This window comes from Streptomyces sp. ISL-94 (genome assembly GCF_018614075.1).
Classification (GTDB): domain Bacteria; phylum Actinomycetota; class Actinomycetes; order Streptomycetales; family Streptomycetaceae; genus Streptomyces.
In genome coordinates, this window is the sequence record NZ_JAGGOZ010000033.1 from 20,369 (window position 1) to 43,357 (window position 22,989).

The 22,989-nt window shown below is 71.1% G+C and carries 24 protein-coding genes and 1 pseudogene; 13 read left to right on the top strand and 12 right to left on the bottom strand.

From position 1 onward, the window contains the following. Positions 1 to 23: 23 nt before the first annotated feature. Positions 24 to 1,493: a sensor histidine kinase gene (locus J7E94_RS13105; RefSeq protein ID WP_215015263.1), complete on the top strand. Its 1,470-nt coding sequence runs from the start codon at positions 24 to 26 to the stop codon at positions 1,491 to 1,493. Between the two features lie 169 nt (positions 1,494 to 1,662). Here J7E94_RS13105 and J7E94_RS13110 read toward each other — a convergent pair whose 3' ends face one another. Both J7E94_RS13110 and J7E94_RS13115 read right to left on the bottom strand, forming a co-directional pair. Beyond that, complete coding sequence (locus tag J7E94_RS13110; RefSeq protein WP_003953983.1) at positions 1,663 to 1,920, bottom strand: WhiB family transcriptional regulator; 258 nt, start codon at positions 1,918 to 1,920, stop codon at positions 1,663 to 1,665. 318 nt (positions 1,921 to 2,238) lie between these two features. Continuing rightward, positions 2,239 to 3,204, bottom strand: a complete 966-nt coding sequence (locus J7E94_RS13115; RefSeq protein WP_215015180.1) for a diacylglycerol kinase family protein — start codon at positions 3,202 to 3,204, stop codon at positions 2,239 to 2,241. 83 nt (positions 3,205 to 3,287) lie between these two features. On the opposite strand from J7E94_RS13115, the gene J7E94_RS13120 reads away from it, so the two are divergent. After that, positions 3,288 to 3,749, top strand: coding sequence for a hypothetical protein (locus tag J7E94_RS13120; RefSeq protein ID WP_374224434.1), 462 nt, complete (start codon positions 3,288 to 3,290; stop codon positions 3,747 to 3,749). A gap of 20 nt (positions 3,750 to 3,769) precedes the next feature. Here the strand turns inward: J7E94_RS13120 and J7E94_RS13125 are convergent, their stop codons facing one another. The 3 genes from J7E94_RS13125 to J7E94_RS13135 form a co-directional block, all read right to left on the bottom strand. Continuing rightward, a complete protein-coding gene (locus tag J7E94_RS13125; RefSeq protein WP_215015183.1) occupies positions 3,770 to 4,831 on the bottom strand; it encodes an RNA polymerase sigma factor SigF in 1,062 nt (353 codons plus the stop codon). Continuing rightward, the gene (locus J7E94_RS13130; RefSeq protein WP_215015185.1) at positions 4,828 to 5,241 is read right to left on the bottom strand and encodes an anti-sigma regulatory factor; all 414 of its coding nucleotides are present in this window, start codon (positions 5,239 to 5,241) and stop codon (positions 4,828 to 4,830) included. Before J7E94_RS13130 ends, J7E94_RS13125 begins: the two co-directional genes overlap by 4 nt. A gap of 211 nt (positions 5,242 to 5,452) precedes the next feature. Next, complete coding sequence (locus J7E94_RS13135) at positions 5,453 to 5,713, bottom strand: UBP-type zinc finger domain-containing protein (RefSeq protein WP_215015187.1); 261 nt, start codon at positions 5,711 to 5,713, stop codon at positions 5,453 to 5,455. A 55-nt stretch (positions 5,714 to 5,768) separates the two neighbouring features. On the opposite strand from J7E94_RS13135, the gene J7E94_RS13140 reads away from it, so the two are divergent. Then, positions 5,769 to 7,352 (top strand): Na+/H+ antiporter, encoded by a 1,584-nt coding sequence (locus tag J7E94_RS13140; RefSeq protein WP_215015188.1) that lies wholly within the window; start codon positions 5,769 to 5,771, stop codon positions 7,350 to 7,352. Between the two features lie 155 nt (positions 7,353 to 7,507). Here J7E94_RS13140 and J7E94_RS13145 read toward each other — a convergent pair whose 3' ends face one another. Next, on the bottom strand, positions 7,508 to 8,416 hold the full coding sequence (locus J7E94_RS13145) for a 1-aminocyclopropane-1-carboxylate deaminase/D-cysteine desulfhydrase (RefSeq protein ID WP_215015190.1): 909 nt from the start codon (positions 8,414 to 8,416) through the stop codon (positions 7,508 to 7,510). Between the two features lie 149 nt (positions 8,417 to 8,565). Here J7E94_RS13145 and J7E94_RS13150 point away from each other — a divergent pair, with 149 nt between their 5' ends. After that, positions 8,566 to 8,964, top strand: coding sequence for a DUF4440 domain-containing protein (locus J7E94_RS13150; protein WP_215015192.1), 399 nt, complete (start codon positions 8,566 to 8,568; stop codon positions 8,962 to 8,964). A gap of 30 nt (positions 8,965 to 8,994) precedes the next feature. Here J7E94_RS13150 and J7E94_RS13155 read toward each other — a convergent pair whose 3' ends face one another. Continuing rightward, positions 8,995 to 9,585 (bottom strand): N-acetylmuramoyl-L-alanine amidase, encoded by a 591-nt coding sequence (locus J7E94_RS13155; protein WP_215015194.1) that lies wholly within the window; start codon positions 9,583 to 9,585, stop codon positions 8,995 to 8,997. Between the two features lie 91 nt (positions 9,586 to 9,676). Beyond that, positions 9,677 to 10,025: pseudogene (locus tag J7E94_RS13160) on the bottom strand (hemin transporter); the annotation flags it as partial. A gap of 200 nt (positions 10,026 to 10,225) precedes the next feature. On the opposite strand from J7E94_RS13160, the gene J7E94_RS13165 reads away from it, so the two are divergent. The 4 genes from J7E94_RS13165 to J7E94_RS13180 all read left to right on the top strand — a co-directional run bounded on the left by J7E94_RS13165 (position 10,226) and on the right by J7E94_RS13180 (position 13,687). Next, entirely contained in the window at positions 10,226 to 11,632 is a 1,407-nt protein-coding gene (locus tag J7E94_RS13165; protein WP_215015196.1) for a family 2B encapsulin nanocompartment shell protein, read from the top strand. Beyond that, positions 11,623 to 12,669: a family 2 encapsulin nanocompartment cargo protein polyprenyl transferase gene (locus J7E94_RS13170; RefSeq protein WP_251056605.1), complete on the top strand. Its 1,047-nt coding sequence runs from the start codon at positions 11,623 to 11,625 to the stop codon at positions 12,667 to 12,669. Before J7E94_RS13165 ends, J7E94_RS13170 begins: the two co-directional genes overlap by 10 nt. 145 nt (positions 12,670 to 12,814) lie before the next feature. Beyond that, complete coding sequence (locus tag J7E94_RS13175; RefSeq protein WP_215015198.1) at positions 12,815 to 13,408, top strand: GNAT family N-acetyltransferase; 594 nt, start codon at positions 12,815 to 12,817, stop codon at positions 13,406 to 13,408. A gap of 75 nt (positions 13,409 to 13,483) precedes the next feature. After that, entirely contained in the window at positions 13,484 to 13,687 is a 204-nt protein-coding gene (locus J7E94_RS13180; RefSeq protein ID WP_215015200.1) for a formate dehydrogenase accessory protein FdhE, read from the top strand. Positions 13,688 to 13,693: 6 nt separating this feature from the next. On the opposite strand, the gene snpA is transcribed toward J7E94_RS13180, so the two are convergent. Continuing rightward, complete coding sequence (snpA, locus tag J7E94_RS13185) at positions 13,694 to 14,368, bottom strand: snapalysin (protein WP_215015202.1); 675 nt, start codon at positions 14,366 to 14,368, stop codon at positions 13,694 to 13,696. 210 nt (positions 14,369 to 14,578) lie between these two features. Between snpA and J7E94_RS13190 the strand changes: the two genes are divergently transcribed. From J7E94_RS13190 to J7E94_RS13200, 3 genes are all read left to right on the top strand, one after another. Further along, positions 14,579 to 15,511: a LysR family transcriptional regulator gene (locus J7E94_RS13190; RefSeq protein ID WP_215015204.1), complete on the top strand. Its 933-nt coding sequence runs from the start codon at positions 14,579 to 14,581 to the stop codon at positions 15,509 to 15,511. A 473-nt stretch (positions 15,512 to 15,984) separates the two neighbouring features. Continuing rightward, positions 15,985 to 16,917: a DUF4097 family beta strand repeat-containing protein gene (locus J7E94_RS13195; RefSeq protein ID WP_251056606.1), complete on the top strand. Its 933-nt coding sequence runs from the start codon at positions 15,985 to 15,987 to the stop codon at positions 16,915 to 16,917. A gap of 1 nt (position 16,918) precedes the next feature. Beyond that, positions 16,919 to 17,800 (top strand): PadR family transcriptional regulator, encoded by an 882-nt coding sequence (locus J7E94_RS13200; RefSeq protein ID WP_215015208.1) that lies wholly within the window; start codon positions 16,919 to 16,921, stop codon positions 17,798 to 17,800. 156 nt (positions 17,801 to 17,956) lie between these two features. Here the strand turns inward: J7E94_RS13200 and J7E94_RS13205 are convergent, their stop codons facing one another. The 3 genes from J7E94_RS13205 to J7E94_RS13215 form a co-directional block, all read right to left on the bottom strand. After that, on the bottom strand, positions 17,957 to 18,166 hold the full coding sequence (locus tag J7E94_RS13205; protein ID WP_215015209.1) for a helix-turn-helix domain-containing protein: 210 nt from the start codon (positions 18,164 to 18,166) through the stop codon (positions 17,957 to 17,959). A 56-nt stretch (positions 18,167 to 18,222) separates the two neighbouring features. Further along, positions 18,223 to 19,185 carry a zinc-binding dehydrogenase gene (locus tag J7E94_RS13210; protein WP_215015212.1) on the bottom strand — a complete coding sequence of 321 codons (963 nt, stop codon included), beginning with the start codon at positions 19,183 to 19,185 and terminating at the stop codon, positions 18,223 to 18,225. A gap of 147 nt (positions 19,186 to 19,332) precedes the next feature. Next, a complete protein-coding gene (locus J7E94_RS13215) occupies positions 19,333 to 20,535 on the bottom strand; it encodes an NADP-dependent malic enzyme (RefSeq protein WP_215015214.1) in 1,203 nt (400 codons plus the stop codon). 524 nt (positions 20,536 to 21,059) lie between these two features. Between J7E94_RS13215 and J7E94_RS13220 the strand changes: the two genes are divergently transcribed. Further along, on the top strand, positions 21,060 to 22,004 hold the full coding sequence (locus J7E94_RS13220) for an ABC transporter substrate-binding protein (RefSeq protein ID WP_215015216.1): 945 nt from the start codon (positions 21,060 to 21,062) through the stop codon (positions 22,002 to 22,004). 29 nt (positions 22,005 to 22,033) lie between these two features. Beyond that, positions 22,034 to 22,984 (top strand): amino acid ABC transporter permease, encoded by a 951-nt coding sequence (locus J7E94_RS13225; RefSeq protein ID WP_215015218.1) that lies wholly within the window; start codon positions 22,034 to 22,036, stop codon positions 22,982 to 22,984. Positions 22,985 to 22,989 lie beyond the last annotated feature (5 nt).

Below are 22,989 nucleotides of genomic sequence, written 5' to 3' on the forward strand. Positions count from 1 at the left end.
GGTACGCTCGCCACGTGCCCTCCATGAACGACCTCGTACGCCAGCACACCGCTCTCAGTGAAACCGAACTGGAGTGGCTCCACCTGCTGGTCTCGGAGTGGCAGCTGCTCTCCGACCTGTCCTTCGCCGACCTCGTGCTGTGGGTGCCCACCCTCGACGGCACCCGGTACGTCTCGGTCGCACAGATGCGCCCGAACACCGGCCCCACCTCGTACCAGGACGACATGGTCGGCCACCTGGTGCCCCGCGGCCGGCGCCCGCTGCTCGACGCCGCGCTCGACGAGGGCCGGATCGTGCGCGAAGGCGACCCCGAGTGGCGCGAGGAGGTGCCCGTCCGCGTCGAGTCGATCCCCGTCCGCCGCGAGGGCCGGGTCCTGGGCGTGATCGCCCGCAACACCAACCTGCTCACTGTGCGTACACCGAGCCGGCTGGAGCTGACCTACCTCCAGTCCGCCTCCGACCTGGCGCAGATGATCGCGGCGGGTTCCTTCCCGTTCCCCGGCCAGCAGGTCGACATGGACGCCTCCCCGCGCGTCGGCGACGGCCTGATCCGGCTCGACGCCGACGGCGTGGTCACCTACGCCTCCCCGAACGCGCTCTCCGCCTACCACCGGCTCGGCCTCGCCTCCGACCTGGTCGGCCAGCACCTGGGCGACACCACCACCGAACTCGCGCCCTCGCGCGGACCGGTGGACGAGGCGCTCGTCAAGCTCGCCAGCGGCTGGGCCCCGAGGGAGACCGAGGTCGAGGGGAACGGCGGGGTCATCCAGCTGCGCGCCATCCCGCTGAAGCCCAAGGGGACCCGGATCGGCTCCCTGGTGCTCTGCCGCGACGTCACCGAACTGCGCCGTCGCGAACGCGAACTGATCACCAAGGACGCGACCATCCGGGAGATCCACCACCGGGTGAAGAACAACCTCCAGACGGTGGCCGCCCTGTTGCGGCTCCAGGCCCGCCGGATGGATTCGCCACAGGGCCGCGAGGCGCTCAACGAGGCCGTGCGCCGCGTCGGTTCGATCGCGATCGTGCACGAGACGCTGTCTCAGAACCTGGATGAGCGTGTCGAGTTCGACGAGATCGCCGACCGCGTGATCGCGATGGTCTCCGAGATCTCCCCGGGCAAGGTCGACTGCCGGCGCACCGGCCGCTTCGGCATCCTGGACGCCGAGGTCGCCACCCCGCTCGCCATGGTGCTGACCGAGATCCTGCAGAACGCCCTGGAGCACGCCTTCACCCAGGGGGAGGGCGGCACCGTGGAGGTCTCCGCGACCCGCTCCGGCACCGGCCGCGCGGACGGGCGGCTGCTGATCACCGTGCTCGACGACGGCAAGGGACTGCCCGAGGGGTTCGACCCCCAGCGGGCCGGCAATCTCGGACTGCAGATCGTCCGGACCCTCGTGGAGGGCGAGCTCGGCGGCACCTTCGACATGGTCCCGGTGGAGCCGCGCGGCACCAAGGTCGTCCTTGACATCCCGTCGAGCTCGCAGAAGTAGCGCAGAGTACCGGGCGAGGGCTTCACTCAGCGTGACGGCCCCGTGGCGCGGATCCGCCCCGGACAGCACTGAGCCCCGGACCGAAAACTTCTCGGTCCGGGGCTCAAGAGCACGTTGCTGAGCGCCTATCTGGTACTACGCGCTGCGCGTCGAGGCTCGAAAGTCGTTGTCAGGCGCTGGCGTTGCGCGCCCGGTTGCGAGCGGCGCGGCGCTTCATCGCGCGGCGCTCGTCCTCGCTGAGACCGCCCCAGACGCCGGAGTCCTGACCGGACTCGAGCGCCCACTGCAGGCACTGCTCCATGACGGGGCAGCGACGGCAGACGGCCTTGGCTTCCTCGATCTGCAGCAGCGCAGGACCGGTGTTGCCGATGGGGAAGAACAGCTCGGGGTCTTCCTCACGACAAACGGCGTTGTGACGCCAGTCCATGGCTGCTACCTCTCTTGTGTGACATGCACGTTGCTTGTGAATGTGAACGCTTTCACGAATCCCTCCGCGAGGGAAGGGCCGACGCCCAGTCGCCTGGTGCGGTCCAGAGATTCGTTGGGGGGTTCTGGCGGTCTGTGTGGGTGCCGGTTCTGCGGGCTGTCCCGATCGCCATGTAGAGATTCGCAAACCTCGGACGGGGATACAACCCCTTCCGGAAAGTTTTTTTTGATTCGTCGGTGTCTAGTAGGTCACAGCCCTACATCGTGAGGGTGGACCGGCGTGTAAACGTTCGAGTGAAAGGGCTTTGGGCTCTTCCACTCACACAATCACACGCAGTGCACGGCGAACGCCTGTGAACCGAACGCTGGTGCGCAGTCCGAGGTGGTCGCCGTCCATCTGGAAGGGAAGCGGCACCTTCGAATGCAAGGTGAAGTCGGTCAGATCGTGCAGAGACACCGCGTGCTTGCCGTGCGGACCCCGCTCAGGAGTCGAGGTCAGGAGCTGTGTCGCGTACCGGGCGACCGCCGGAGTTGACAAACGGTCCAGTGCCAATACGTCAAGCGCAGTATCGAACGACGCCTCCGGGGAGGCGTACAGCGGGCGATTGCCCAGATATGTCCACGGCGAGGTGTTGCAGACTATCGACAGCACCAGATCCGTCACGGGATCCGCGCCGGGGCGCTCCAGCGTCACCGTGCCGTGCCGGCGGTTCGGCTCCTCCCAGAACTGGCGCATGAGCTGCCGTACGTACAGGGCGTGCGTCGAACGCTTGCCGCGCTCGCGCTGCTGTTCGACCCGCCCCACCACGCCCGCGTCGAAACCGAAGCCCGCGCAGAAGGTGAACCAGCGCGCCGGAACCGACTCGTCCTCCGTGCCCGGGGTGCCGGCCGCCAGCCCCAGGCCCACCGTCCGCTCGCGCCGCTCCCGCAGCGCGTCCAGCAGGGCGCCGGTCGCCTCGACCGAGTCGTTGGGCAGCCCGAGCGCGCGGGCGAAGACATTGGTGGAGCCGCCGGGAACCACGGCCAGCCGGGGCAGCCGCTCCGGATCGGGCCCGTCGTGGAGCAGCCCGTTGACCACCTCGTTGACCGTGCCGTCCCCGCCCAGGGCGACGACCAGGTCCAGCCCCTCGTGCGCGGCCTTGCGGCCCAGGTCCCGGGCGTGCCCCCGGTACTCGGTGGTCACCGCCTCCAGCTTCATCTCGCTGGCCAGGGCGTGGGTCAGGACGTCGCGCGTGCGCGCACTGGTCGTCGTCGCTGCTGGGTTGGCCACGAGAAGTGCACGCATGAGCGCCAGACTACCCACCCCCTCGGCTGCCGACCCTACTGCCCGTCCCCTCCCGGCCCGGGGCACGCGGCTACCCTGCTGGGGTGAGTAAGAAGCAGCCCCCGAATGCCGCCGCCCCTGCCGTCCCCGTCCCCGCCGCCGAGACGGCCGCGCTGCCCGGCCGGCTGACCGCCGCCGCGGCGCTCACCGCCCTGGAGGGCCTGGCGCTGGCCGGCCTCGGCGTCTACATGCTGTTCGTGGGCATCGCCGGCGACCCCGATTCCCCGCAGCAGGCCGAGACCGGCGGGGTCACCCTGCTCGCGCTCGCCGCGCTGCCCCTGATCGCGGCCCGCGGACTGCGCCTGGGCCGCCGCTGGAGCCGCGGCCCGGCGCTGATCACCCAGCTGATGGCGCTGCCGGTGGCCTGGACGCTCTACACCACCGGCGGCGCGATGATCGCTGCCGCCGTGGGACTCGCTGTGGCCGCGGTGGCCGTCGTGGCACTCCTGGTGAACCCGACGGCGACCGAGGCGCTGGGAATCGGGCCCCGCGAAGAGGCCCGATAGCCCGTTCCCCGTTCCCCGTTCTACTCCTCGACCAGGAGCTTCTCGCGGAGCTGGGTCAGGGTGCGGGCCAGCAGCCGGGAGACGTGCATCTGGGAGATGCCGACCTCCTGCGCGATCTGCGACTGGGTCATGTTGCCGAAGAACCGCAGCAGCAGGATCCGCTTCTCCCGCGGCGGCAGCCCCTCCAGCAGAGGCTTGAGGGACTCGCGGTACTCGACGCCCTCCAGGGCCTCGTCCTCCGCGCCCAGCGTGTCCGCGACCGCCGGCGACTCGTCGTCGGTGTCCGGGACGTCCAGCGAGAGCGTGCTGTAGGCGTTGGCCGATTCCAGCCCCTCCAGCACCTCCTCCTCGGAGATCCCCAGCCGCTCGGCCAGTTCGTGCACGGTGGGGGAGCGGCCGTGCTGCTGGGACAGCTCCGCCGTGGCCGTCGTCAACGACAGCCGCAGTTCCTGAAGGCGCCGGGGCACCCGGACCGCCCAGCCCTTGTCGCGGAAGTGGCGTTTGATCTCGCCGACCACCGTGGGCGTGGCGTACGTGGAGAACTCCACCCCGCGGTCCGGGTCGAACCGGTCCACCGACTTGATCAGGCCGATCGTCGCGACCTGGGTCAGATCGTCGAGGGGCTCACCGCGGTTGCGGAAGCGCCGTGCCAGGTGCTCGACCAGCGGCAGGTGCATCCGTACGAGGCGATTGCGCAGCTCCGCCCGCTCCACCGAGCCCTCGGGCAGCGCCCGCAGCTCGATGAACAGGGCCCGCGCGCCACTTCGGTCGCGCGGATCCGGCAATGCCACCGACACCGGGAACAGCGGCACGGAGATCGCTTGCACATCGGAGACATCGGGCACCACCGGGGCCGTGGCAGCGGCCTCCGGGGGCGGTGATGGCTGAGATGGCTGTGCGTGTTCGTGCTGGTTCTCGCTCATAGGGCCCGCCCGTCGCTCCGCCGAGTCCAAAAAGCCGTCTTCCGCATCCGCGTCAGCCGGATGCGGCCGGGCGTGCTGCTGCTCCGGGATGCCGCCGTCGACCTCGTGACGCACCCTGGGGCGATCCCCGCCCCACACCGGGACCTCCCCGCCGCTCACGCCGGTCCTGGTCCCGCGCCGCGCTGTTTGTAGAGGCTGATGCTCACCGTCCGGTTCTCCTCGACCGTGGCCTCGACCTTGCCGGCCAGCGCCGACAGCACCGTCCACGCGAACGTGTCGCGCTCCGGCGCACGCCCGTCCGTGGTCGGCGCGGAAACCGTGACCTCCAGCGAATCCTCGATCAGACGGAAGACGCAGCTGAGGACGGAGCCGGGCACGGCCTGCTGGAGCAGGATCGCGCAGGCTTCGTCCACCGCGATGCGGAGGTCCTCGATCTCGTCGAGGGTGAAGTCCAAACGTGCGGCGAGGCCGGCCGTGGCCGTCCGCAGCACCGACAGGTAGGCACCCGCAGCGGGCAGCCGGACTTCCACGAAGTCCTGGGTCCCGGGCTCGCCTGCGATCTGGGACAACCCCTCACCTCCAAGGTGGTACGAGCTCTGTTCGCCCGGTGACGCTATCGCGATCCGGGCGATCGTGTCGCGGCACCCCTGATGGGCGCCCGCTTGCGGGCAGCCCCTTTCCCCCGGCCAGTGACCGATGGTAAGCCCATGGGTACGCACAGTGGCTAGGGGTCTGCGGGATCAAATCAGGGGAACCGGCGGAGGGTTGACCTACCCCGCCTCAGACGATCGAACCGTCGACAAAACACCAGCGCCAGATCTCGCCCGGCTCGAAGCTCCGCATGACCGGATGGCCGGTCGCCTGGTGGTGCGCCGTGGCGTGCCGGTGGGGCGAGGAGTCGCAGCAGGCGACGTACCCGCACCCCAGGCACATCCGCAGTTGTACGGGATGGCTGCCGATCACCAGACATTCGGGGCAGGTCTGGGCAGACGGGATGGGCTCGGGGCGCGGTAGTTCGGCAACGTGGGTGCACTCGCTCATGATGGCCAGCGTACGACCAGGGTGCGGGCGCACGACGGATGAGGATGGATCATCGATGGAGGTACTGCCGCTGGTGGCGCTGGTCGCTGCGAGTGCGGCCGTCGCGGGGCTGGCCCGCCGGACCCCGGTGCCCGCGCCGCTGCTGCTGGTCGCCGCAGGTCTGCTCGCCGCGTACGTCCCGGGCGTGCCCCCGTACGCCCTCGACCCGCACATCGTGCTGCCGCTGCTGCTCCCGCCGCTGCTGCACACGGCCGCCGTGGACAGCTCGTACCTGGACCTGCGCGCGAACATCCGGCCCGTCGCGCTGCTGTCCGTCGGGTACGTGCTCTTCGCGACGCTGGCCGTGGGGTACGCGGCGTACCTGGTGGTGCCGGGCCTGTCGCTGCCGGTGGCGCTGGTGCTGGGCGCGGTGATCGCGCCGCCCGACGCGGTGGCCGCGACCGCCATCGCCCGCAGGCTCGGGCTGCCGAACCGGATGACGACCATCCTCCAGGGCGAGTCCCTGGTGAACGACGCCACCGCGATCACCGCATACAAGGTGGCGCTGGCGGCGGCGGTCGGGGTGAGCGCCGGCTGGGCGGGCGGGATCGCGGAGTTCCTGGTGGCCTCGGTGGGCGGGGTCGGCGTGGGCCTGCTGCTGATGGTGCCGATCCACCAGCTGCGCAAGCGGCTGAAGGAGCCGCTGCTCCAGAACACCCTCTCGCTGCTGATCCCCTTCGTGGCGTACGCGGCGGCCGAGCGGGTGCACGCGTCGGGTGTGCTGGCGGTGGTCGTCGTCGCCCTGTACCTCGGGCACCGGAACTGGCAGGTCGACTTCGCCACCCGGCTCCAGGAGGAGGCCGTGTGGAAGGTGGTCGCCTTCGCCCTGGAGTCGGTGGTCTTCGCGCTGATCGGACTCCAGCTGCCGGTGGTCCTGAAGGGGCTGGGGGAGTACGAGGGCGTGGCCGCGGCCTGGTACGCGGTCGTGGTGTTCCTCGCGGTGGTGGTGGCCCGGTACCTGTGGGTGTTCCCGGCGACCTTCGTGCCGCGCTGGGTCTCGCAGCGGATCCGCACGCGGGAGCCGGACACCGACTGGAAGGCGCCGGTGATCGTGGGATGGGCCGGGATGCGCGGGGTGGTCTCGCTGGCCATCGCCTTCTCCGTGCCGATGACCGTGCCGCACCGGAACCTGATCCTCTACCTGACCTTCACGACGGTCATCGGGACGCTGGTGGTGCAGGGGCTGACGCTGCCGCCGCTGATCCGGATGCTGAAGCTGCCGCCGCGGGACCTGCAGGCCGAGACCCTCGCCGAGGCGCAGGCGCAGAGCGAGGCCTCGCGGGCGGCGGAGGAGCGGCTGGCGGAGCTGCTGGAGGAGCCGGAGAACAGCACGCTGCCGCCGCCGCTGGCGGACCGGCTGCGGACGGTGCTGGAGCGGCGGCGCAACGCGGTGTGGGAGCGGTTGGGGGAGGTCAACCCGGTGACGGGGGAGTCGGCGGACGACGTCTACCGGCGGCTGGCGCGGGAGATGATCGAGGCGGAGCGGGAGGTCTTCGTGGCGCTGCGGGACCAGCGGCGGATCGACGACGAGATGCTGCGGGGGCTGCTGCGCAGGCTGGACCTGGAGGAGGCGGCGGCCTACCGCGAAGAGTCGGCCTGATCCCCCGCGATCTCCCGCGTGGCGGAGCGGGTACGGCCCCTGGGGGCGGGCCGCCGCTCCTCACGTGAACCCGGGCGCGGTCGTCCGGTCTCCGTCCGGCGGTACTTCTCGCGCCGCCCGCGGTGGGCCGGCGTACCGGTTGCGCCCGCGGCGGGTTACGGCCGGCCCGTGACCACGGCGGCCAGGGTGGTGCCGGGCGCGAAGGCCCCGGAGGCGGTGAGTTCGGTCAGCGCCCACAGGAGCTTGGCCACGTAGACGCGTTCCACCGGGAGGCCGTGGCGGGACGCGAAGTCGGCGGCGAAAGCATCCAGTTCGGCCGGGACGCGGGCGTAGCCGCCGTGGTGGAAGTCCTCGGCCAGGGCCCAGTCGCCCGCCGGGCCGCCGAAGGCCTGCTCCTGGAGGGAACGTATCTCCGCCGCCAGGAAGCCGCCCGCCAGCACCGGGACGCCCAGCGCCCGCTGGCCCGGGGCGAGCCCCGCCGCCAGGCCCGCCAGGGTGCCGCCGGTCCCGCAGGCCACCGCCGCCACAGCGGCGCACCCGCGCAGCTCGCGGCCCAGTTCCGCGCAGCCCCCCAGGGCCGGGGCGTTGCTGCCGCCCTCCGGGACGACGTACGCGCCCCGCGCACCGGCCTCGGCGAGCAGCCGGGCCTGCGTCCCGGGCTCCGCCTTGCGGCGGTAGTCGCCGCGGGAGGCGAAGTGCAGGCGCATGCCGTCCGCGGCGCACCGGGCCAGGGAGTCGTTGAGCGCACGCCCGGCCAGCTCGTCGCCGCGCACGATGCCGACCGTCCGCAGCCCCAGCAGCCGCCCGGCCGTGGCGGTGGCCCGCAGGTGGTTCGAGTACGCGCCGCCGAAGGTCACCAGCGTGCCGTGTCCCTGCGCGAGCGCCGCCCGGAGGTTCGGCGCGAGCTTGCGCCACTTGTTCCCCGGAATCACCGGATGCACGAGGTCGTCCCGCTTCAGCAGCAGCTGTACGCCGTGCCGGTCGAACCGCTCGTCACGGATCTCTTGCAGGGGAGAGGGCGGCCGGGGCCGCAAGAGCACGTCAGGGTCGGCTGGGCGGTTCACGCACCCATTGTGGGCCGCGCCGGTCCGTGCCGTCGCACGTCAGTGGCGTGAGGGCGGTGGCGGGGGACCAGTCCGGCGTCGAGGTCCGTGGCTGGTTCATCCGCCGGTGGTGGCTGACCGGTGCGGCATGGCGGTGTTACGGTCCCGCCATGTCCAAGGGCGAGATAGACCTGCTGACCGCCGAGTTCTTCGGTGCCTTCGACAACCGGGGCGGCAAGACCGCCGATGTGGCGCGGATCCGCCGGCTGGTGCTTCCCGGTGGCGTGATCGTCATGACTGGCCCGGAGCTCACGGTCTATACCGTGGAGGAGTTCATCGAGCCCCGGGAGCGGCTGCTGGGCGGCGGGCGGCTGGTCGAGTTCGCCGAGTGGGAGACCTCCGAGCGGACCGAGATCGCGGGGGACATCGCCTCGCGGTTCGGCGAGTACGCGAAGTCCGGGATTCTGGACGGCGAGCCGTTCGAGGGGGCCGGGACCAAGACCATCCAGTTCGTCCGGACCCCGGACGGCTGGCGGATCGCCGCCTTCTCCTGGTATGACCACCCCTGACCGGCGGTCAGGGGTGAGATGGGGTGCGGGTTACTTCAGGCGTTCCGCCACGCGCTCGCGCAGCCAGTCCATCGTGAAGCCCTTGGGGTCGACCTTGCCCGGCTGCCATTCCAGGTGGCCGATCACCGAGCGGGAGGTCCAGCCGTGGACCCGGCACACCGCGGCCGCCGCGCGGGCCATGGCGTTCAGCTGGACCGCAGGCCAGGGGTCCTTGCCGTCGCCGAGGTTCTCGCACTCGAAGCCGTAGAAGTGGCGGTTCCCGTCGGTGTCCGCCTCGTTGTCCGGCGGCAGTCGCTTCTCCGCGATCACCGCCGCCAGCACGTCGGAGTCGCCCGCCCCCGCGTGGTTGGCGCGGCCGAAGCCGACCAGGTGGGTGCGGCCGTCCTTGGTGATCACCCCGTGGCAGAGCGGTCCGGGCAGAGCGGCGTCGCCCTTGCGGCAGAGGTCGACGGTGAAGGACGTACCGCGGCTGACGGTGTGGTGGATCATCACCCCGTGCACCGGTCCCCAGGGGCCCTTGTTGTTGCGGTTGTGGGTGCGCCAGGCGCCGACCTCGACGACGGTCAGGCCCTCGGCGCGCAGGGCGTTGCAGAAGCGGTCTGCGGACATGGGTGCGGCCATGACCGCCTCCTTTACGGTGCGTACGCGGTTCGTTACGTTCCGGTGTAGTGGAGGCGGGCCTTCCGCCGCTAGGGCATGTTCCGGACACGCATTAGGCGGAAACCAGCCACAGGTCCGGGCCGAACACCTCGTAGTGGATGTCCGCGGCCGATACGCCCTTGGTCAGCAGCTGTTCGCGCACCGCGCGCATGAAGGGGAGCGGCCCGCACAGGTACGCCCGGGTGCCGGGCGCGACCGGGACGGCCGTCAGGTCGATCAGGCCTTCGCCGTCGCCCGGCTCCGCTCCGGACTCGTACCAGAAGCGGGCCGAGGCGTCGGTCAGCTTGAGCGTCAGGGCCCGGTGGTCGCCGCGCAGCGGGGTGGTCCGCGGGTGAGCGGTCGGCGTGGAGCACGGTGACCGGGGCGGTGTGCCCGGCGTCCGCGAGGTGCTCCAGCATCGACGAATTCAAATTAACGGCCCGTGGGCGGTGCGATGGCCGGAAAGTGGTGGGTCCGGAGGGGTCCCTGAGAGGGGAGTTGAACCCCAGACAGTGCCCCGCACCCGGACGGAGTAGTCCCACCCTTTTGTGTAATGGTCCCATCACGTTCCGTACTGAAAGGCTGCATCCCGCAGATCCATGGAGTGATCGAAAGGAAAGACATGTCGGTCCAGGCAGGTTCCGAATCCGAGACCCAGACACCGCAACGCAGTCTGGCGACATCGGCCGCGCGGAACTTGGCAACCACGACCAAGTCCGCGCCACAGATGCAGGAAATCACCTCGCGGTGGCTCCTGAAGATGCTCCCGTGGGTCTCGGTGCAGGGCGGCACCTACCGCGTCAACCGCCGGCTGAGCTACTCGGTCGGCAACGGCATCGTGGAATTCATCAAGACCGGGACCCAGGTCCAGGTGATCCCCGCCGAACTCGGTGAGCTCCCGCTGCTGCGCGACTACAAGGACCTCGACGTCCTCGCCGAACTCGCCCGGCGGTGCCGTCAGATCGACTTCGAGCCCGGCCAGGAGCTCACCTCCTTCGGCAACGCCTCCGACCAGGTGTTCCTCCTCGCCCACGGCCGCATCGACCAGATCGGCCCCGGCCCCTACGGCGAGGACGCCGTCCTGCGGACCGTCGCCGACGGCGCCTTCTTCGGCGAGGACTCCCTCGTCGACGAGGAGGCGATCTGGGAGTACACCGCCCGCGCCGCCACCGCGGGCACCGCGCTCGTCCTGACCCGCCAGGACTTCCAGCTGCTCGCCGACCGGGTCGACTCGCTGCGCGCGCACATCGACGCCGTACGGTCCCTGCCCCCGCAGCGGACCAACAAGTACGGGGAGGCCGCCATCGAGCTCTCCGCCGGCCACCAGGGCGAGGCCGTGCTCCCCGGCACCTTCGTGGACTACGAGGCCCGCCCCCGCGAGTACGAACTCTCCATTGCACAAACGGTCCTGCGCGTGCACACCCGCGTCGCCGACCTGTACAACCAGCCGATGAACCAGACCGAGCAGCAGTTGCGGCTCACGGTCGAGGCGCTGCGCGAGCGCCAGGAGCACGAGATGCTCAACAACCACGACTTCGGCCTCCTCCACAACGCCGACTACGACCAGCGCATCCAGCCCCACGGCGGCGCGCCCAGCCCCGACGACATGGACCAGCTGCTCAGCATGCGGCGCGGATCCAAGCTCTTCCTCGCCCACCCCAAAGCGATCGCCGCCTTCGGCCGCGAGTGCAACAAGCGCGGGCTGTACCCGGAGTCGATCGACGTCGACGGCCACCGGGTGCCGTCCTGGCGGGGGGTGCCGATCTTCCCGTCCAACAAGATCCCGATCAGCGACGCCCGTACGACGTCGATCCTGTGCATGCGCACCGGCGAGGACGACCAGGGCGTGATCGGCCTGCACCAGCCGGGCATCCCCGACGAGATCGAGCCGAGCCTGTCGGTCCGCTTCATGGGGATCAGCGAGCAGGCGATCATCTCCTACCTGGTCACCGCCTACTTCTCCGCCGCCGTGCTGGTGCCGGACGCGCTCGGCGTGCTGGAGAACGTGGAGATCGGCCGTTGGCGCTGAACGCCGTCGCGACGGGCGAGGGCCAGGAGGCCGCCGCCCTCCTGGAACGGACAAGAGAAACGGTCAACCCGGAACTGCGCCGGACGGTCGAGAGCCTGCCCGGCTCCATGCGGCGCGTCGCGATGTACCACTTCGGCTGGGAGCAGGCCGACGGCACCCCGGCCGCCGGCAACGCCGGGAAGGCCATCCGGCCGGCCCTGGTGCTCGCGGCGGCCCAGGCCCTGCACGGGCCGGGCTGGCAGCCGGACGAGGCGGTGCGCGCGGCAGTGGCCGTCGAGCTGGCGCACAACTTCACGCTGCTGCACGACGACGTCATCGACAGGGACGTCCGCCGTCGCGGCCGGGCCACCGCCTGGACGGTCTTCGGGATGGCGGACGCGATCATCACGGGCGACGCCATGATGTCGCTGGCGCTGGGACTGCTCGCCGAGGACCCGCACCCGGCCTCGGCGCCGGCTTCGGCCCGGCTCTCGGCCTGCGTCATCGAGCTGTGCGCGGGCCAGCAGGCGGACTGCGCCTTCGAAGAGCGCCCGGACGTCTCGCTGGACGAGTGCCTGACCATGGCGACGGCCAAGACCGGGGCCCTCCTGGGGTGCGCGTGCGCCCTGGGCGCGCTGTACGCGGGGGCCGGACCGGACGAGGTCGACGCCATGGACGCCTTCGGGCGGGAGGCGGGGCTGGCGTTCCAGCTCATCGACGACCTGATCGGCATCTGGGGGGTTCCCGGGCACACCGGCAAACCCGCCGGAGCCGATCTGATCGCCCGCAAGAAGTCCCTTCCGGTCGTGGCCGCCCTCACCTCGGGCACCACGGCGGGCGATGAGCTGGCCGCCCTGTACGCCGGCCCCATGACCGGGGACGACGTGCAGCGGGCGGCCGAGGCGGTGGACCGGGCCGGCGGGCGCGACTGGGCGCAGGCCCACGCCGCGGACCGGATGGGCCGGGCGGTGCAGCAGCTGTCCCGGGCGGTTCCGGACCTCGGGGCGGCGGGCGGGCTGCTGGCGCTGGCGGAGTTCGTGACGCGCCGTACGAGGTGACCTCGCGGCGGCGGGGGTGTGCACGGCCTGTTCCGCCATCCACAGGGTGTCGGAACAGGCCTTTCCGCTGCCGCACGCCCTTCGGCCCTGTCCGCAACCCTAGGATCGCTCACGGTTGTTGACGATGGAGCGAGAGGTGTGACCGGTGGCGCTGGAGATACGTCAGGCGGAACAGTCGGACCGGGACGCGGTGGCACGCCTCCTCGACGAGGCCTTCCGCACCGACCCCGTGAGCAGCTGGGTCTTCCCGGACCCTGACCACCGGGCCGCCGTGCACGGCACGTTCCTCGGGGTCTTCGTGGACGTGGCGCTCACCGAGGGCCGGATCGACTACGCCGTGGACGGCTCGGCGGCCGCGCTGTGGCTGCGGATCCCGGCGGGCGAGCCGGAGGGGGAGGACGAGATCCCGGCGAAGATGCGGGCCGTCGCCGACCCGGACAACGAGCGGTGCGAGCTGGTCGGCCGGCTGACGGGCGCGGTCCACCCGACGTCGGAGGAGCACGAGTACCTGCTGATGATCGCGGTCGCCCCGGGCCGCCAGGGCGAGGGGCTGGGCAGTGGGCTGATGCGCCCGGTGCTGGAGCGCTGCGACCGCGAGGGCGTGCCGGCGTACCTGGAGGCGAGCAGCGAGCGCAGCAGGCGGCTGTACGAGCGGCTGGGCTGGGAGGTCACGGGCGAGGCGGTGCGGCTGCCGGACGGGCCGCTGATGTGGCCGATGTGGCGCAAGCCGCGGGGGTAGGTGCGCAACCGGCCAGACTCCTTCAACGGGCAGTACTTCCTCGCACGGGAGCGCCGGCGGGCCTACCGTGGAGGTATGGCCGGTGAACAGCACGAGCAGCACCCGCACGAGACGGTCGCCCCCCAGGCCGGGCACGAGCAGCAGACGTGCCCGGCCTGCGGGAGCCCCGTCAAGACGGTGGTGAGACGGCACAAGTCCCTCGGGATCTTCGTACCGCAATGGGCTCCGGGCCCCTGCCGGAACCCGGAGTGCGAGCGGTACGCCGCGCCGGAGGGCTAGGGGCGGCTAGCCCTTCGAGCCGAGGCCCGAGGCGGCGAGGTCCGAGGCGGCGAGGCCGTTGGCCCAGAGCTGGTCCACGCGCGCCCGCTCGGTGCTGTTCGGGGTGGCGTTCTGGCACGAGGTGCCCGGGCCGCCGCCCGACATCAGCTCGCTGCACGGGCCCGAGTAGTGGTCCGGCAGCCCGAGGACGTGGCCCGTCTCGTGCGCCGTCACCCGGGTGGAGTTGTACTGCTGGTTCTGCCGGTAGTCGAGGAAGATGTAGCCACGGCCGTGCCCGTCTGTGCTCGCGTACGAACCGCGCGAGTCGTTGCCCTCGCGGTACGAGAAGTTCCCGCCGGAGGAGACCTCCTGCAGCTTCACGTTGCCGACCGAGCTGTTCCAGATCTGCGTGGAGCGGGATATCTGGGTGCGGAAGCTCGGCGCGTTGCGGGTGTTGTAGGTGACGGTCACGGCCAGGACGCCCGGGTTAGCGGTGCGCTGCTCGGCGACCGCGCGCTGCACGGCCTCGAAGAAGGCCTTGTTGGCGGCCTGGTTCTCCTGCGAGTTCTCGTACGCCGCGTAGCTCGCGGGACTGCCGGCCGGGGCGGTGGCGGCGCTGGCGGTGGGGACGACGCCGCCGAGGGCGGCGGCCAGGCCGAGGCCGAGCGTGGTGGCCAGAACGGCCTTACGGGAGTGGCGCATGTGGGGGAGCTCCTACTCGTCCGGTGCGGTGGGGGGTGGTGGTTCGTGACCGGATTCTGAGGGAGCGGAAGCGCCCGGCGGATGATGTCACTGGCCGATAGCGCGGGCCTATCGGGAAGATTTCGACAGCTCAACTGCCGTGAGAATGGCGGGATTCGAGGGGCTGTCGGCGGCTGGTGCGGTCAGCGGGGCCCGGCCTACCCTCAGGGCATGGAGCTTGAGGTCAGGCACCTGCGCGCCCTGTGCGCCATCGCCGACGCCGGGAGCCTGCACAAGGCGGCCCGGCAACTCGGCGTGAGCCAGCCCTCCTTGACGACCCAGCTGCGCCGGATCGAACGAGCCCTGGACGGCGAGCTGTTCCTGCGCGAACGCACTGGCTGCCGGCCCACCCCCTTCGGCCGTACCGTACTGGGTCGGGCCCGGCCGCTGCTCGCCGAGATGGCCGCGCTGGTGGCGGAGGCACGGGCACTGGCCAACGGGCCGCGGCTGAGAATCGGCTCCACGGCCAGCCGGGCCCTGCCGGGCTGGCTGCGGCGGCTGCACCGGCGGCTGCCGGACACGGAGACCTCTCTGGTGGTGGACGTGTCCGCCAACGCGCTGCTGCGGATGGTGGGTTCGGGACAGCTCGACGTGGCGTTCGTACACGAGGTGGAGGGCAGCCCGCTGCGGGTCCCCGCGGGGCTCCAGCTGCACGTGCTGATGGAGCGGGAGCCGCAGTTCGTGTCGATGTCCCGGGACCATCCGGTCGCGGGCCAGGCCGTCGTCTCCTTACGGGACCTGGCCGCCGACCGGTGGACGGTGGACCCCTCGGTCGATGGCGAATGGGACGGCCTGCGGCGGGTCTTCGCCGGGGCCGGGCTGGACCCGCCGGTCCTGCACGCCGACTACCACACGGCGACCTCGCTGATCGTCTCCGGCGAGGCGGTCGCCCCCTGCCAGCCGACCTCCGGGCCGCGGGACGACATGGCGATCCGCCCGCTGTCGGGCGACCCCCTGGCGGTACGCCTGTTGCTGGCCACCCGCCCGGGCGCCCACGCGGAGGTCTACGCGGACCTGCGCGCCGCCTACCGCGAGGCGGCCCTGCGCACACCGCCGTACCGGGCGTGGCTCCACCGGCACGCGAGCCCGCTGCTGGCGGCCTGACCCGCCCCCGGCCGGGGGCCACGGGGCTCCGCCCCGCGCCCCGCGCCTCAAACGCAGGCGGGGCTGGGGTGGTGTCTCCGGGCGGGGCTGCAAATCGACTCCCCCGTGCCCGGGACCGGGTTGGCCTGCGGGGGAGCGGGGGCACTCCGGGGCGTCCCCGCAGGACGAGCGCGCAACCACGCTCAAAGGCTGGTCCGTGCCTTGGTGCGCGAGCCGAGGAGACGTCCCGGAGGGACCCCGCGGACGGCACCGGCGGTCAAGACCCCACCCGGGGGCACCACCCCAGCCTCGCCGGCGTTTGAGGCGCGGGGGCGCGGGGGCGGAGCCCCCGGAGCGGCGGCGAGCCAACGCACGACGGCCTCGGCATCGTGCTTGACTTCGCCCGACCGCGATATATCGTGTTACCTAGAAGACGCGATATGTTGCGTGCGTCGTCGAGCCCCGTCCGTGAACGCACGAGGAGGATCAGCCCCATGGCAGAGCAGTCGTCACCGTCGACGTGGCACATCGCCGAACCGCAGAAGCTCGCCTTCGAGGAGCCGGTTGCCGAGCTCCGCGTCCGCCTCGTCGGCGGCACGGTGAACGTCGTAGCCGCCGAGGACGGCCCGGCCCGCCTGGAGGTGACCGAGGTCGACGGACCGCCCCTGTACGTGGTGCAGGAGGGCGGCACCCTCACCGTCTCCTACGAGGACCTGCCCTGGAACGGTTCCCAGGGCTTCAAGAAGTGGTTCGAGGCCAAGCCGTGGAAGGCCTGGTCCGGTTCCGCCTCCGGCCGCAAGGCCTGGGAGCGCAGCGCGGCCGTCACCCTCACCGTCCCCGCCGCCACCCGGGTGCAGGTGGCCGCGGTCGACGCCGTCTCCTTCGTCTCCGGCATCTCCGGCGGCACCGACGTCAACGGGGTCTCCGGCGACGCCACGCTGGTCGGCCTGTCCGGTCGGGTCAAGGCGCACACCGTCTCCGGCAGCGTCGAGGCCCAGTCCGTCACCGGCGACCTCGGCTTCCACTCGGTGTCCGGCGGCCTGACCGTGGTCGACGGCGCGGGCGTGAGCGTACGGGCCGACTCGGTCAGCGGCGACATGCTCATCGACCTGGACCTCGACCCGGCCGCCCCGCGGCCCGTGGACATCGCGCTGAACTCCGTCTCCGGCCAGGTCGCCATCCGGCTCCCGCACCCCGCCGACGCCCGCGTGGAGGCCAACACCGCCACCGGCGGCGTCTCCAACGCCTTCGAGGACCTGAGGGTCTCCGGCCAGCTGGGCGCCAAGCGGATCACCGGAACCCTCGGCTCCGGTACGGGCACCCTGCGGGCCACCACGGTCTCCGGCTCGATCGCGCTGCTGCGCCGCCCGCAGGCCGACGCCGACACCCCCGCCGCCCCTCTCGCGTTCGACAAGAAGGTGCTCTGACATGCCGCCCGTCTTCGCCCACGGCCGCCTCCGCCTCTACCTCCTGAAGCTGCTGGACGAGGCCCCGCGCCACGGGTACGAGGTGATCCGCCTGCTGGAGGAGCGCTTCCAGGGCCTGTACGCGCCCTCCGCGGGCACCGTGTACCCGCGTCTGGCCAAGCTGGAGGCCGAGGGCCTGGTCACACACGCCACCGAGGGCGGGCGCAAGGTGTACTCGATCACCGAGGCGGGCCGCGCCGAACTGGCCGACCGCAGCGGCGAACTCGCCGACCTGGAGCTGGAGATCCGCGACTCGGTCACCGAGCTCGCCGCCGAGATCCGCGACGACGTCCGGGGCGCGGCCGGCGACCTGCGCCGCGAGATGCGGGCGGCGGCCTCCGCGTCGGCGACCCGGGTCGAGGACGAGTCCTGGAAGGCGGCCAAGGAGGAGCTGCGCAAGGCGAGGCAGGAGTGGAAGGAGCAGGCGCGCCGGGCGAAGGACGAGAGCCGCCGGGCCCGCGAGGAGGCCCAGCAGGCCCGCCGCCAGGCCAAGGAGGCCCAGGAGCGGGCGCGCGAGGAGGTCCAGCGGATCGCGGGCCAGCTCCAGGAGCAGTTCGCCAAGTCGGGCGGCGTCCTGGGCAGCCTGGCGGGAGCCTGGCTCGGCGGCGCCCCGTCCGCCACCACCGCCACCATGTCCCCGCCGGCGGACACCGACTGGGCCGATGACCTGAAGCCCAGTGGGGACCCGGCGCGCGACCTGGACCGGCTGCTGGACCGGTTCCGCGACGACATCCGCGACGCGGCCCGCGACCACGGCGTCTCCGCGGCCCAACTGGCCGAGGCCCGCGCCCACCTGGCCGCGGCGGCGGCCCGCCTCACGAGCGCGCTGCACCCGGCCGGCTAGTGCTGCTGGCCGGAAGGGTGTGCCGGGNNGGGGGAGCGTCGCGACCCGGTCAACCTTTCCGGTCACGCACTAGGCACGGCCTACGCGGCCAGGCGCGCCTCGGCCGCGGCGTAGGTGACTCCGTGGTCCGCCAGGACCTCGGAGAGCGTGCCGACATCAGAGCCTCCCGTGCTTCTTGTGTACGGCCTGCCGGCTGACGCCCAGCTCGGCCGCGATGTCCTGCCAGGACCACCCCTGCGCGCGGGCGCTGCGTACCTGTACCGCCTCCAGCTGCTCCAGCAGCCTCCGGAGGGCGGCCACGGCACGCAGGCCCACACGCGGGTCTCGGTCACCGGCCCGCTCGGCGAGATCGGTGGCTTCCGTCATGCATGTCAATGTAGGTTGACGCGGGAGGTGGTGTCAACCCTGATTGACATCGACTGTCAGACCGTCAGGACGACCTTTCCGAAGAGGTCGCCCGACTGGAGCTTCTCGAAGCCCTCCCGGGCCCGGTCCAGCGGCAGCACCTCGTCGATGACCGGGCGCACCCCGGTCGCCGCGCAGAAGGACAGCAGGTCCTCCAGCTCGTCCTTCGAGCCCATGGTCGAGCCGACCACCTTCAGCTCCAGGAAGAAGATCCGGGTCAGCTCGGCATGCGCCGGACGGTCCCCGCTGGTGGCGCCGGAGATGACCAGGGTGCCGCCGGGGCGAAGGGACTTCACCGAGTGGGACCAGGTGGCCGCGCCGACCGTCTCGATCACCGCGTCCACGCGCTGCGGCAGCCGCGCGCCCGGCTCGTACGCCTCCACCGCGCCCAGCTCCACGGCCCGCTTGCGCTTGGCCTCGTCCCGGCTGGTCGCGAAGACGCGCAGGCCCGCCGCCTTGCCGAGGACGATGGCGGCGGTCGCGACCCCGCCGCCGGCGCCCTGCACCAGGACGGAGTCCCCGGGGCGCACCCCGGCGTTGGTGAACAGCATCCGGTAGGCCGTCAGCCAGGCCGTGGGCAGACAGGCGGCCTCCTCGAAGGAGAGCTCGGCGGGCTTGCGCAGGACGTTCCAGGCGGGGACGGACACCTGCTCGGCGAAGGTCCCCTGGTAGCGCTCGGTCAGGATCGAGCGGGGCTCGTCGGGTCCGACTCCGTGGCCGCTCTGGCCGATGACGGAGTGCAGGACGACCTCGTTGCCGTCCTGGTCGATCCCGGCGGCGTCGCAGCCGAGGATCATCGGGAGTTTCTCCTCGCCGAGACCGACCCCGCGCAGCGACCACAGGTCGTGGTGGTTGAGGGAGGCGGCCTTGACGTTCACGGTCACCCAGCCGGGGCGGGCCTCGGGCGCTGGGCGCTCGCCCAGCTCAAGGCCGGTCAGCGGCTGGTCACGGTCGATTCGGGCGGCATAGGCAGCGAACATGCCGCGACGCTACCGCTGGGTAGCCTACGGATTCCAGCCCTTCCGGCACCTGGATGGTGAGGCGTTCACCGCACGGGCGCCCCGCCGGGAAACGCGGAGGCCCGGCCGGAGGGTTCCGGCCGGGCCTCTACCCGTACAGCGCGGCGGTCAGGCCAGGCGGGCCACGCCGTCGGCCTTGGCGGCGGCGGCGACGGCCGCGGCGACGGCCTCGGCGACGCGCTCGTCGAACGGCGACGGGATCACGTAGTCGGCGGCGAGCTCGTCACCCACGACACCGGCGATGGCGTCGGCGGCGGCGATCTTCATGCCCTCGGTGATCCGGGTGGCGCGCACCTTGAGGGCACCCGCGAAGATGCCCGGGAACGCCAGCACGTTGTTGATCTGGTTCGGGAAGTCCGAACGGCCCGTGGCCACGACCGCCGCGTACTTGTGCGCGACGTCCGGGTGGACCTCCGGGTTCGGGTTGGCCATGGCGAAGACGAACGCGTCCTTCGCCATCGTGGCCACCGCCTCCTCGGCGACGGTGCCGCCGGAGACGCCGATGAAGACGTCCGCTCCCGCCAGGGCCCGCTCCAGCGAGCCGGTCTGGTTGGTCTTGTTGGTCAGGCCCGCGATCTCCGCCTTGACGTCCGTGAGGTCGTCGCGGTCGGCGGACACGACGCCCTTGCGGTCGGTGACGCACACGTCGCCGATGCCCGCGTCCACGAGGATCTTGGCGATGGCGATGCCCGCCGCGCCCGCGCCCGAGATCACGGCGCGCAGGTCGCCGAGGGTGCGACCGGTGAGCTTCGCGGCGTTGCGCAGGGCGGCCAGCGTCACGATGGCGGTGCCGTGCTGGTCGTCGTGGAAGATCGGGATGTCCAGCGCCTCCTGGAGGCGCCGCTCGATCTCGAAGCAGCGCGGGGCGGAGATGTCCTCCAGGTTCACCCCGCCGAAGGACGGGGCGAGGCGGATGACCGTCTCGATGATCTCGTCCGTGTCCTTGGTGGCGAGCGCGATCGGGACCGCGTCGACACCGCCGAACTGCTTGAAGAGGATGGCCTTGCCCTCCATCACGGGGAGGGAGGCCTCGGGACCGATGTCACCGAGCCCGAGCACGGCCGTGCCGTCGGTGACGACGGCGACCACGTTCGACTTCCAGGTGTACTCGTTCACCAGGTCGGGCTGCTCGGCGATGGCGGTGCACACCTTCGCCACGCCGGGCGTGTACGCCAGGGACAGGTCGTCCTTGTCGTTGACCGGCACCGTGGCCTGGATGGCCATCTTGCCGCCCCGGTGCAGTGCGAACACCGCGTCGGGGTTGTTGTCCGTCGCACTGTCACTGCGAGGGTTGACGATCTCCGCTGCCACTTCGTGTGACCCCTTAGGTCCTTTTGTTCATTGAGGGTGGCCACTCCTGGTTAAGGGGTGGGCGGGCACCGCGTCCGTACTCCGCATCGACGGTTGGCCCGTCTCCGCGAAGGGGAGGTTCGTACGCGCGGGCGCGCCGCACGCGCGCCCTGAGCCCCGGATGAGGGGTGTAAGGATCTGTTCTACCCGAAGAACACTCACCCAGACGAGTCGATTCCTGCTCGACCATAGGCCGCTTGTCCCGGTTTTGGCTGAAAGTCCAAACCTCTGTGTCCAATGGGCGAGACATCCCGCAAAAACTGAGCAGGAAAGGCCTGATCGCGGCGGTTCCTGCGGTCTTGAGGGCTCTTGCCCGCAGTCCTGTGGGGTGATCCAGGGTGTCCGTTATCTGATTTTGACCTGACGGGCAGCCTGAATGCGCCAGTCCGAATGGCAAGATGCCGTAATCACACAAGGTCGCGACACTCGAAGGTGCGTGTCCGACCGTTTTTCGATGCTTTTCCACCAGCCGGAGGAACCAGCTCATGACCGCAAGCATCACCCGTCGTTCGACCGCCGCCCGGTCCCGGATCGCCGCGGTCGGCGCGATCGCGGTCGCCGGCGCCCTGATCCTGACCGGCTGTGGCGACCAGACCGACGGCGGTTCGGCGACCAAGGAGAAGACCAGCGACGCCCCGCTGTTCTCCAAGCTGCCGAAGAAGATCCAGGACGCCGGTGTCATCAAGGTCGGCACGGACGCCGCCTACGCCCCGATGGAGTTCACCGAGGGCTCCAAGATCGTCGGTGTCGACCCCGACATCGCCGAGGCGCTCGGCCAGCAGCTCGGTGTGAAGTTCCAGTTCACCTCCGGCACCTTCGACGGCCTGATCACCTCGCTGGAGACCGGCCGCCAGGACCTCGCCATGTCGTCGATCACCGACAACAAGAAGCGCCAGGAGGGCCTGGACGACAAGGGTGCCAAGATCGGCAAGGGCGTCGACTTCGTCGACTACTTCTCCTCCGGCGTCTCGCTCCTGGTCAAGAAGGGCAACCCGGAGAACATCAAGTCCCTCGACGACCTGTGCGGCAAGACGGTCGCCGTCCAGCGCGGCACCACGTACGAGGACACCTTCAAGGCCCAGGCCGAGAAGTGCGGTGACAAGAAGCTCACCATCGAGGCCTTCGACACCGACGCCGAGGCCCAGACCCGCGTCAAGGCCGGCGGCGCCGTGGCCGACCTGAACGACTTCCCGGTCACCGCGTACACCGCGAAGACCTCCGGCGGCGGCAACGACTTCGAGGTCGGCGGCCAGCAGGCCGACGTCGGCTTCTTCGGCATGGCGGTCTCCAAGGAGAACACCCAGCTGCGCGACGCCCTCAAGGAAGCACTCGACGCCATCATCAAGGACGGTTCCTACGCCAAGGTCCTGGAGAAGTGGAACGTGAAGGACAGCGCCGTGCCGTCCGCCACGGTCAACGCCGGCAAGTGATCCGAGAGCTCCACTGAAGGGCAGTCGTTGTGACTGACAAGATCGACAAGGGTCCGGCCGCAACTCCTCCGGCCGGACCCGGCGCCTCGGGAACTCCCTACGAGGCCATCAAGGCCATCCCCGTACGGCACTACGGCCGCTGGATCAGCGCTGTGGTCGTCGCCATACTCCTCGCGTGGCTCGTCTACGCCTTCTCCGAGGGCAAGATCATCTGGGGGACGGTCGGCGACAAGCTGTTCGACCCCTCGGTCATCACCGGCCTCGGCAACACGGTGCTCATCAGCATCACCGCCATGGCGCTGGGCCTCGTGCTCGGCATCCTCTTCGCCGTGATGCGGCTCTCGAAGAACCCGGTCACCAGCTTCGTGGCCTGGCTGTACATCTGGTTCTTCCGCGGCACCCCGGTCTACGTGCAGCTGCTGGTCTGGTTCAGCCTCCCGCTGATCTTCCAGTACATCAACCTCGGTCCGATCTACAAGAACGAGACCGTCGACGTCATGACGCCGTTCATGGTCGCCCTCCTGGGCCTCGGCCTGAACGAGGGCGCCTACATGGCGGAGATCGTCCGGGCCGGCATCCAGTCCGTCGACGAGGGGCAGAGCGAGGCCTCGCACGCGCTCGGCATGACGCAGACGCAGACCATGCGCCGGGTCGTGCTCCCGCAGGCGATGCGCGTGATCATCCCGCCGACCGGCAACGAGTTCATCAACATGCTGAAGACCTCGTCCCTGGTCTCGGCCGTGCAGTACACCGAACTCCTGCGGGCCAGCTCCAACATCGGCACCACGGCCGGCGCGGTCATCGAGATGTACTTCGTCGCGTCCATCTGGTACCTGGCCCTGACCAGCGTCTTCAGCGTCGGCCAGTACTACCTGGAGCGCCGCTACGCCCGCGGTTCGCTGCGCAGCCTGCCGCCCACGCCGTTCCAGCGGCTGAAGGCCAACCTGAACATGTTCCGCCGTACGGAGGTGGCGAAGTGACCGCC